This is a genomic window from Actinotalea ferrariae CF5-4 (assembly GCF_000603945.1).
GTDB classification, from domain to species: domain Bacteria; phylum Actinomycetota; class Actinomycetes; order Actinomycetales; family Cellulomonadaceae; genus Actinotalea; species Actinotalea ferrariae.
In genome coordinates, this window is the sequence record NZ_AXCW01000041.1 from 18499 (window position 1) to 28809 (window position 10311).

General features: G+C 72.6%; 7 protein-coding genes. 2 read left to right on the forward strand and 5 right to left on the reverse strand.

Annotation, left to right across the window (positions count from 1 at the left end; genetic code table 11):
- Nucleotides 1-32: 32 nt before the first annotated feature.
- The 5 genes from N866_RS05960 to N866_RS05980 all read right to left on the reverse strand — a co-directional run bounded on the left by N866_RS05960 (nucleotide 33) and on the right by N866_RS05980 (nucleotide 7772).
- A complete protein-coding gene (locus N866_RS05960; protein ID WP_034224037.1) occupies nucleotides 33-1532 on the reverse strand; it encodes a GH39 family glycosyl hydrolase in 1500 nt (499 codons plus the stop codon).
- 145 nt (nucleotides 1533-1677) lie between these two features.
- Nucleotides 1678-3333 carry an ABC transporter substrate-binding protein gene (locus N866_RS05965; protein WP_034224039.1) on the reverse strand — a complete coding sequence of 552 codons (1656 nt, stop codon included), beginning with the start codon at nucleotides 3331-3333 and terminating at the stop codon, nucleotides 1678-1680.
- A 55-nt stretch (nucleotides 3334-3388) separates the two neighbouring features.
- Entirely contained in the window at nucleotides 3389-4303 is a 915-nt protein-coding gene (locus N866_RS05970; RefSeq protein ID WP_034224051.1) for a carbohydrate ABC transporter permease, read from the reverse strand.
- 17 nt (nucleotides 4304-4320) lie between these two features.
- Entirely contained in the window at nucleotides 4321-5346 is a 1026-nt protein-coding gene (locus N866_RS05975; protein WP_034224041.1) for an ABC transporter permease, read from the reverse strand.
- Nucleotides 5343-7772 carry a beta-xylosidase/alpha-l-arabinosidase gene (locus tag N866_RS05980; RefSeq protein ID WP_052022452.1) on the reverse strand — a complete coding sequence of 810 codons (2430 nt, stop codon included), beginning with the start codon at nucleotides 7770-7772 and terminating at the stop codon, nucleotides 5343-5345. The genes N866_RS05975 and N866_RS05980 overlap by 4 nt, the downstream gene beginning before the upstream one ends.
- Nucleotides 7773-8034: 262 nt before the next feature.
- Between N866_RS05980 and N866_RS05985 the strand changes: the two genes are divergently transcribed.
- Both N866_RS05985 and N866_RS05990 read left to right on the forward strand, forming a co-directional pair.
- Nucleotides 8035-9120 carry a LacI family DNA-binding transcriptional regulator gene (locus N866_RS05985; protein WP_052022449.1) on the forward strand — a complete coding sequence of 362 codons (1086 nt, stop codon included), beginning with the start codon at nucleotides 8035-8037 and terminating at the stop codon, nucleotides 9118-9120.
- Entirely contained in the window at nucleotides 9120-10133 is a 1014-nt protein-coding gene (locus N866_RS05990) for an acetylxylan esterase (protein WP_034224042.1), read from the forward strand. The genes N866_RS05985 and N866_RS05990 overlap by 1 nt, the downstream gene beginning before the upstream one ends.
- The last annotated feature ends 178 nt before the right edge of the window (nucleotides 10134-10311 follow it).

Sequence of the window (10311 nt, forward strand, 5' to 3'; positions counted from 1 at the left end):
TCTCGCGGCGGGGCAGGCTCGTCGGTCTCGGCTCAGCGGTAGCCGGGGATGCGGGTGTCGTCGAGCCAGTCCGGCGTCTCGTCACGGACCGGGTCGACCTCCACGAGGGTGACCTCGTGCCGCGAGAGCGGGACGTCCAGGCGCACACGGCCGTCGGCGGTGGCGTGCGAGCCGTGCTCGACCGCGGGGACCGACGCCTCGTGCAGGAGGTCGAGCTGCCGCGCGGACGGGCTCGCAGGCCGCCCGAGGTGGCACCACGCCGTCCACACGTTCCCGTCGTCCTCCGAGACCCGGCGGCGATGGGTCGAGATGCGCGCGACGTCGCCGACCGGCAGGTCCAGGCGCAGGGTCCGACGCTCGTCGCCCCGGGCGGCGCCGTCGACCGGCTGCCACGCGAGCACCGCGAGGCGCCCGTCGGCGTGCCGGGTGACGAGGTGGTCCTCGCCGCGGGCGAGCACCTGCTCGCCGAGGCGGGCCAGGAAGGCGTAGAGGTGGTAGGTCGGCTTCGGCACCCCACGGTGGGTGAGCAGCCCGAACCCGCCGTGGAGGAAGGCCGCGGGCACGCCCTCCTCCTCGAAGACGTCGGAGAACGTCCAGTAGGAGAACGAGTCCGCGAGATCGCCGCCGCCGGCCAGGACGGGCGCCAGGTAGGCGGCGTTGTACGCCGTGTCGTGCACCGGGTTGTCGGGCCGGTAGGAGGTGTTGAACTCGGTGATGTGCACCGGGAGGTCCGCGAGCGCGGTCCCGGCCAGGTGCCGGCGCGGTGCCCCGAACTGGTCGAGCAGCTCCTGCGGCGGCCGGAGGTCCTGGTACGTCCCGAACGGCACGTGCTGGGCGGGACCCGAGCTGTAGGCGTGCCGGCTCACGAAGTCGACGGGGACGTCCCGCTCGGTGACGAAGGCGGCGAACGGCTCCCACCACTCGTCCGCACCGGGCGAGAGCGCCGGCCCGCCGACCTGCAGGCTCGCGTCGACGTCCTTGACGGCGTGGGCGGTCACCTCGTACAGCCGCAGGTACTCGGCCTGGTCGGCGTGCTCCCAGAAGTGCACGAGGTTCGGCTCGTTCCACACCTCGACCGGCCACCGGCGCACCTCCTCCAGCCCGTAGCGGTCCACGAGGTGGCGCAGGGTGCCCCGGACCAGATCCGCCCACTCCGTGTACGACGACGGCGGCGTGACGTTGCCCCGCCACCAGAAGACGGTCTGGTCCCCCGAGGCGAGGCCGGACGGCATGAACCCCAGCTCGAGGAACGGCCTGATGCCGTGCTCGAGGTAGCCGTCCACGACCTGGTCCAGGTACGTCGTCACGTGCCGGACGTGCCGACCGTCCCGCTCGTAGGGGCGGTGGACCCCCATGTCGTCGCTGAGCATGCCGTGCCCGCGGACGGAGCGGAAGCCGATCTCCCGCTGCACCCTCGCGAGGGCCTCACGGTGGTCGTGACGGAGCGAGAGGTTCATCCGCCCGGTGCCGACGCACTCCCGCCAGGCACCGGTGAGGACGCCGACGGGCTCGGCGGGGACGACGACGGTCACGGGTGCTCCTTCGCGAGCGGGGCGGGTCGGGCGGGTCGGCCGTGGAGGCGATCCGGCGGTGGAGGCGGTCCGGCCGGCGACGGGTCGCACGCCGGCCGCACGGCGACGCCCGGTCGCGCCCGTGGGCGCGACCGGGCGGCTCCGGTCAGGCGTTGTTCTCCTGGTAGCGCTGGTAGGCGCCGTTGACGAGCTCCTCGTAGGCCGTCATGTTCTGACCCTCGAGCTCGGCGACGTAGGCGTCCCACTCGTCCAGGGACCGCTGGCCGGTGATGAACGCCAGCGTGTTCTGGTTCGTGTAGTCCACCAGCGCGGTCTGGTAGAGGCTGGCCTGCTCCCGCTCCATCTCGTTCATCGGCCACGGGGGACCCGGGGGCAGCATCTCCTTGTCGGACATGGCCTCCTGCCACTGCACCTCCTCCTCCGGGATGTGCGTGAGGACGAGGTCCCGGGTCGAGCCGTGCGCGAGCGAGAAGACCCCGTTGAAGAACCCGAAGTCGTTCTGCAGGTGCTGCGGCGCACCCTCGTTCTGGCCGAGGAACTCGACGTCCTCGGCGAGCACCCGGGTGTCGCCCTCACGCTCGAACGTCTCGCCCTCGACGCCCCACCGCGCGAACTCCAGGCCCTCGTCGGAGTAGAAGAGCCAGTCCAGGAACTGCAGCGTCGCGACGAAGTTCGGCTTCTCGGCCGCCGCGCTCGAGACCATGAACCCGTTCTCGATCCGCATGCCGCGCATGACGTCGCCCTCCGGGCCGGCCGGCACCCGGATCTTGTCGAGCTCGAAGTTGCCCGCGCCGAGCGAGGTCTCGAGCGTCGTCCGGTTGCCGAGCAGCTCCTGGGCGTTCGTCGTGATCGCGTAGGACTGCTCGTTCGCGAGCTTGGCGAAGGCCTGGTCGTCCTCCTGCGTGAAGCTCTCGGGGTCCATCAGGCCGTCCTCGACCAGGCCGGCGAAGTACTCCACCATCTCGCGGTACTCGTCGGTCGCACCCGCGTAGCGGTACTCGCCGGCGTCCTCGTCGAACACCACGCCCTGCCCGAAGCCCCACCCGGCGATGGTGCCGAACTGCGCGGAGGCGACGTTGAGCAGCGCGTTGCCCTGCCAGCGGTCGGAGAAGACGTAGCTGCCGCCGCGGTCGTCCTTGATGGCCTGCAGCACGTCCCGGAACTCGTCCCACGTCCCCGGCTCCTCGAGGCCGAGCTCGTCGAGGACGTCGGTCCGCAGCGCGACGGTGTAGTCGTAGCGCAGCTGCTCGTACAGGCCCGGCAGCATGTAGAACTTGCCGTCCTCCTGCCGCAGGGTCTCGAGCTCGTCCTGGAGGTCCCACCGCTCGACCTTGTCCTGGAAGTGCGGCATGAGGTCGACGTAGTCGCTCAGCGGCAGGATGGCGCCCGAGGCGACGAACTGGGCCTCCTGGCCGGGGTAGACCACGGAGATGACGTCCGGGGCGTCGCCCGCCCCGATGAGGAGGCTGCGCCGCTGCTCGTAGTCGCTGAGCGGTGCGGTCGTGATGTCGAACGTGACGTTGCTCTGCTCCTCGATGTGCTCGAAGAACAGCCAGTCCTCGTCCAACGGGTAGTTCGGGTGGTCGCGGTACAGCAGCGAGATGCTCACCGGCTCGGTCGCCACGAACGTGTCGCCCACGCCGTAGTCCTCCATCGCGCCGTCCATGCCGGACTCGAGGTCGGCGGCGTCGACGCCGTCCTCACCGTCCGTCGTGCCACCGTCGGCGCTGCACGCCCCGAGCGTCAGGGCGAGCGCGCCGGCGGTCACGCCACCGAGCACCCGCTTCCTCTGGTTCCTCATCACTTGCTCCCTTTCGTGCACACCGTCGTGGATCGGGCGGGTCAGGTTCGGTCCATCACCCCTTCACGGCGCCGAGCATCACGCCGGAGACGAAGTACTTCTGGATGAAGGGGTAGAGGCAGACGATGGGCAGCACGGTGAGCACCATCGTCACGGACTGGATGTTCGCGGCGACCTGCGTCATGGCGTCCGCCCCGCCGCCGCCGACGCTCGTCGCCGTGGTGGCTCCCGCGATGAGGTTCCGCAGGTACACCGTCACCGGGTACAGCTCGGCGCGGTCCATGTACAGGAACGCGGGGAACCACGAGTTCCAGAAGGACACCGCGTAGAAGAGGATCATGGTCGCGATGACCGCCTTGCTGAGCGGCAGGACGATGCGCAGCAGCGTCCGGTACGTGTCCAGGCCGTCGATGGCCGCGGCCTCCTCCAGCTCGGCCGGCAGGTTCTCGAAGAACGCCTTCATGACCAGGAGGTTGAAGACGCTGATCGCGTTGGGCAGGACGATCGCCCAGATCGTGTTCTTGAACCCCAGGGTGTTGATGAGGACGTAGTTCGGGATGAGGCCGCCGTTGAAGAACATGGTGAAGACGGCGATGCCGATGAAGAGGCTCCGCCCCCGCAGGTGCCGCTTGGAGATCGCGTAGGCGAACGTCGTCGTCAGCACCATGGCGATCGCGGTCGCGACCACGGTGTAGACGAGGGTGTTCTGGTAGTTGCGCCAGAACATCCGGTCGGCCATGACGGTCTGGTAGGTCTCGACGTTGAACCCGCGGGGGACCAGGTTGACCTGGCCGGCCGTGATGAACCCCTCGCTGGAGAACGACTGCGCGAGGATGTTGACGAAGGGGTACAGCGTCACGGCCATGACGAGCACGAGCACGAGCACGTTGACGGCCGTGAACACGCGGTAGCCGCGGGTGTCGCGGACGCCGCGGGCCGCGGCGCTCGGCCGGGAGAGCCGGTCGGACAGTCGGGTCGGGGCGGTGGTCACCACAGGCTCGTCCCCACGAGTCGGCGCGAGAGCGCGTTGGCGGACAGGATGAGGGTCAGGCCGATGAGCGCCTCGAACAGACCGATCGCGGTCGCGTAGCTGAAGTTCGAGGAGACGATGCCGATCCGGTACAGGTACGTCGAGATGACGTCGGCCGTCGGGTACGTCAGCGGGTTGTAGAGCAGCAGGACCTTCTCGAAGCCGACCGCCATGAACGTGCCAATGTTGAGGATCAGCAGGACGATCATGGTCGGGCGGATCCCGGGGAGCGTGACGTGCCACGTCTGCTTCCACCGGTTGGCGCCGTCGATCCGTGCCGCCTCGTACAGCTGCGCGTCGATCGTGGTCAGCGCCGCGAGGTAGAGGATCGTCCCCCACCCGACGGTCTGCCACGCCTCCGAGGAGATGTAGATGGTGCGGAACCAGTCGGCCCGCTGCATGAACGTGACCGGGTCCCCACCCACGGCGGCGACGATCTGGTTGACCGTCCCCTGCACCGAGAAGATCTGGAAGACCATGCCCGCGACGATGACGATGGACATGAAGTGCGGCAGGTACGAGACGGTCTGGACGAGCCGCTTGAACCAGATCCGGCGGACCTCGTTGAGCAGCAGGGCCAGGACGATCGGCAGCGGGAAGACGATGAGCAGGCTCAGACCACCGAGCACCGCGGTGTTCCAGAACACGTCCCAGAACTTCGCGTCGTTGACGAACAGCTCGAAGTACCGCAGGCCCACCCACTCGTCACCGAAGATGCTGCCGCCGGGCCGGAAGCGCCGGAAGGCGATGACGTTGCCCACCATGGGCAGGTAGCGGAAGACGAGCAGGAAGAGCAGGGGCAGGACGAGCAGCGTGTAGAGCTGCCAGTCCTTGCGCAGGGACTGCCGCCAGGTCCGTCGTCGGCCCCGGCCCGCACGGTCGGTGCGCGCGAGGGCGACGGCCGCCGCCCCGCGCTCCCCCACCGGGCTCTGCGCCTGCCCGCCCGCCGGCGAGGACGCCTCGAGGTGCTGCGGCGTGGTCATCGGGCACCGCCCTGCCCGGGCGCCCCGACGCCGTGGCCCGCGCCGTGCGGGGCGAGGGGGACCACGACCGCGCTCGTCGACCGTCGGTCGTGACCGACCCGCCGCTCCCGACCGACGAGCTCCAGCCGGACCGTCCCGACGACGTCGGCGCTCGACCGGGCGACGCGGAGCTCGACCGCACCGGGCTCGACGAGCCGGTGGCCCGCCAGCCCGGTGAAGGACGCGACGTCGGCCGGCACCGTGAACGACACCCGGGCCGCCGCGCCCGGCTCGAGCGGGACCCGCGCGAAGCCCACCAGGCGCACGACCGGCTGGACCACCTGGGCCGCGACGTCGTGCAGGTAGAGCTGGACCACCTCCGCGCCCGCGCGGTCCCCGGTGTTCCGGACCGTCACCTCGACGGTCGCGTCCCCGTCCACCGCCCACCGGACGCCGTCCGTGCCGGTCCCGTGGACATCGTCCCACGCGAAGCTCGTGTACCCGAGCCCGTGGCCGAAGGCGAAGAGCGGGGTCGGGTCGACGTCGGAGACGCCGCTGCGGCGTGCGAGCGGGGCGGCGAGGTAGGTGCCGGGCTGGCCCCCCGCGTCCCGCGGCAGGCTCACCGGCAGGCGCCCCGACGGCGCCACGGCGCCCGTGAGGACCTCCGCGACCGCCTGGCCGCCGCGCTGGCCGGGGAAGAACGCCTGGACGACCGCCGCGCACCGCCCGGCCAGGTCGCCGAGGGCGTAGGGCCGGCCGGTGAGCAGGACGAGGACCACCGGCGTCCCGGTGGCGAGGACCGCGCGGACGAGCTCCTCCTGGACCCCGGGCAGGCGGAGGTCGGTGGCGTCGCACCCCTCGCCCGACGTCCCCCGGCCGAACAGGCCGGAGCGGTCCCCGACGACGACGACGCACACGTCCCCGGCCGTCGCGACCGCGGTCGCCTCCGCGAAGCCGGTCGTGTCGTCCCCGGTGACGTCGCAGCCCCGCGCGTGGGAGGTGCCGGAGCCGAGGCGCTCGCGCAGGCTCGCCAGCACCGACGGGATCTCGATCCCCATCGCGTGGTCCGGGTGCCGGACGCCGACGTGCGCGGGGAAGGAGTAGCACCCGAGCATGCCCATCGGGTCGTCGGCGAGCGGTCCGACGACGGCCACACGGGGCCCGGCGGCGGCGTCGCGGGAGGCCCGCAGGGGCAGCGTGCCGTCGTTGGCCAGGAGCACGACGCTGCGGCGCGCCAGCTCCAGCGCGGTGGCCCGGCGCTCGTCGTCGTCGAGCACGACCTCGTCGACGCCGTCCGGCAGCGGTTCCCACCCGGCGTCGAGGAGACCCAGCTCCACCTTCTGGGTCAGCACCCGGCGGACCGCCCGGTCCACGTCCGTCTCCGGGACGGCGCCGCGGCGGACGGCCTCGAGGAGGGGGGCGCCGTAGGCGTGCACCGTCGGCAGCTCCACGTCGACGCCCGCGGCGAGGGCCAGCCCGGCGGCGTGGCCGAGGTCCTCCGCGACGGCGTGCAGCGTGTGCAGGAAGGCGATCCCGAAGTAGTCGGCGACGACCGTCCCGGTGAAGCCCCACTCGTCGCGCAGGAGCGTGGTGAGCAGCCGGGCGTCCGCCGCGGCCGGCACGCCGTCGACGTCGGCGTAGGAGTGCATGACCGAGCGGGCCCCGCCCTCGCGCAGCGCCGCCTCGAACGGCGGTAGCACGACGTCCGCCATCTCCCGCGGACCGGCGGAGACGGGGGCGAGGTTGCGCCCCGCCCGCGAGGCGGCGTACCCGGCGAAGTGCTTGAGCGTGGCCACGACGCCCGCGCGCTCGAGACCGCGGACGTACGCCGCGCCCACGGTCCCGACGAGGTGCGGGTCCTCCCCGATCGTCTCCTCGACGCGACCCCAGCGGTAGTCGCGGACGACGTCCAGCACCGGCGCGAGGCCCTGGTGGACGCCGACCGCCCGCATCGAGGCGCCGATCTGGCCCGCCATCTCCTCCACCAGCTCCGGGGAGAACGCCGCGCCCCAGGCGAGGGGGACGGGGTAGGCGGTCGCTCGCCACGCCGCGAAGCCGGCGAGGCACTCCTCGTGGACCTGCGCCGGGATCCCGAACCGGTTCGCCGCCATTACCTGCCGCTGCGAGTGGGCGAGGGATCGGGCCCCGAGCACGGGGTCCACCGGCGCGGTGCCGAAGGGCCGGGTCAGCTGGCCGAGGCCGTCGCGGATGACGTCCTCGAACGGCGGGACGCCCTCGGTCATGTCGGCCTGGTGCGGCGCGACCCCGCCCCCCGAGGCGTCCGCCCCCACCCAGAGGCCGACGAGCTGGCCGACCTTCTCCTCGAGGGTCATCCGCGCGAGGAGGTGCTGCACCCGGTCGGCGACCGGGTGCGCCGGGTCCTGCCAGAGGGGCACGGACCCGGCGTGGGCCACCTGCTCGTCGACGGCGGACATCGTCGGCCTCATCGTCTGCACCTCCTCGCCCACCGCGGCGTGGGATCGAAACTTATCGACTTCGTTGCCGATATGAGTTTCGGACCCTAGGCAGGCGCGGGAGAGCGCGTCAAGCGTCGATCTGCCCGTTTTCGCAGGTCAGGGGCGGTTTGCCATCGCGTTGCCACTGCTCAGCCAGGGTTTCCCACTTTTTCAACTCGAGCGTTCATCGGCGCCCGCAACGCGGCTGCTAGGGTTCATCCGAAACATTTCGACACGATCTCCAGGGGTCCCGGTGAGCGTCACCCCGACGGCGCGGCCCGCCCGCGCCACCATCTCCGCGATCGCGACCGAGGCCGGCGTCTCCGTCGCGACGGTCTCCAAGGTCCTCAACGGCCGGCCGGACGTCTCGGCCGCGACGCGGGCCCTGGTCGAGCAGGTGCTCGAGCGCCACGACTACCGCCGTCGCCGGGGGCGCGTGGGCACGCCGGCCCGGCTCATCGACCTCGTGTTCCACGAGCTCGACTCGGCCTGGGCGGTCGAGATCATCCGGGGCGTCGAGGCGGTCTGCGGGCGCGAGCGGGTCGGCGTCGTGCTCTCCGAGCTCGGCGGCGCGCACCGTCCCCGCCAGGAGTGGCTGGACGACGTCGTCGCCCGCCGCCCCCTCGGCGTCCTCCTGGTCCTGTCCGACCTCCATCCCGCGCAGCGCCGCCAGCTCGAGACGCGGGGGATCCCCTACGTCGTCGTGGACACCGCGGGGGAGGTCCCCGGCGACGTCCCCACGGTGGGCTCGCAGAACTGGAACGGTGGGCTCGCCGCCACGCGGCACCTCCTGGGACTCGGGCACCGGCGCATCGCCGTCGTCTCCGGGCCCGCGGACGTGCTGTGCAGCCGGGCCCGCATCGACGGGTACCGCAGCGCGCTGGAGGAGGCGGGCGTCCCCGTCGACCCCGCGCTGATCCGGCACGGGAACTTCTTCGTCGACGGCGGCCATGCGCACGCCCGGGAGCTCCTCGCCACCCCCGACCCGCCGACGGCGATCTTCGGCGGCAGCGACCTCCAGTCGATCGGGGTCCTCCGTGCGGCCCGCGAGGCCGGACTGCGGGTGCCCGAGGACCTCTCCGTGGTCGGGTACGACGACCTTCCCGTGGCCGAGTGGATGGGCCCGGCGCTGACGACCGTCCGGCAGCCGCTGGAGGAGATGGCGGCCACCGCCACGCGGATGGTCCTCGCGCTCGCCGCGGGCGAGACCATCGCGAACCCCCGGATCGAGCTGGCGACCGAGCTCGTCGTCCGGGGGTCGACGGCGCCCCCGCCGGCGGCCCGTCCGGCGGGCGACGCGGCCGGCAACCCCTCGACGTCCGCCACGAAGGAGATTTGATGGCCCTGTTCGACCTCCCGCTCGACCGGCTGCGGGAGTACCGCCCGCCCGTGGACGAAGCGGCGGACCTCGACGACTTCTGGGCCACGACCGTCGCGGACGCACGCCACCCTGCCGTCCTGGTCGACGTCGCACCCGTTCACACGGGCCTCGTGACCGTACGGACCTGGGACGTCACCTTCGCCGGTTTCGACGGGCACCCGGTGCGCGCCTGGTACACCCGGCCGGCCACGGCCGAGGACGACGACGCCCTGCCCGCGGTCGTCGAGTACGTCGGCTACGGCCGGGGCCGCGGCCTCCCGCAGGAACGGCTCACCTGGGCCAGCGCGGGATACGCCCACCTGCTCATGGACACTCGTGGCCAGGGCGCCCAGTACGGGTCCGGCGGGTCCACGCCCGACCCCGTCGGCAGCGGTCCCGCCGCGCCGGGGTTCGTCACCCGGGGCATCACCGACCCGGCGACCGCCTACTACCGGCGGCTCTTCACCGACGGCGTGCGCGCCGTCGACGCGGTGCGGGCGCTCCCCGGAGCCGACTCGACCCGCACGGCCGTCGTCGGCAACAGCCAGGGCGGTGGGGTCGCGCTCGCCGTGGCGGGCCTGGTGCCCGACCTCGCGGCCGTGATGCCGAGCGCGCCGTTCCTCGCCCACGTGGGCCGCGCCCTGGATCTCACCGACGCCGACCCGTACGGCGAGCTGGTCCGCTACCTCGCGGTGCACCGCGACGCCGAGCCCGCGGTGCGGCGGACGCTGTCGTACCTCGACGTCCTCCACCTCGCCCGGCGCGCCCGGGCGGACCTCCTCCTGGGCGTCGGGCTCCGGGACACGATCTGCCCGCCGTCGACCGCCTTCGCGACGTTCAACCGGTACGGCGAGCTCGCCGGTGACCACGTCCCCCACAAGGAGGTCGCCGTCTACCCCTTCAACCACCACGAGGGGGGCGAGGCGGTGCACGTCGACCGGCAGCTGCGGTGGCTCGACGCCCGGCTGCGTCAGGGGGTCGCCGTAGGGTGACCCGGTGACTGCCGGGACCCACGACGACGACCTGCCGCCGCTCGAGCCCCCGCTCGACGACGAGCCGCCGTTCGACCCCTGGTACGACCAGGCGCCGCCGGACGGACCCGGCGTCCCCGGCGACCCGCGGGCCCTCCGCAGCGGCCGGCCGGGCGTCCGCGCGCCGTCGCTCGGGACG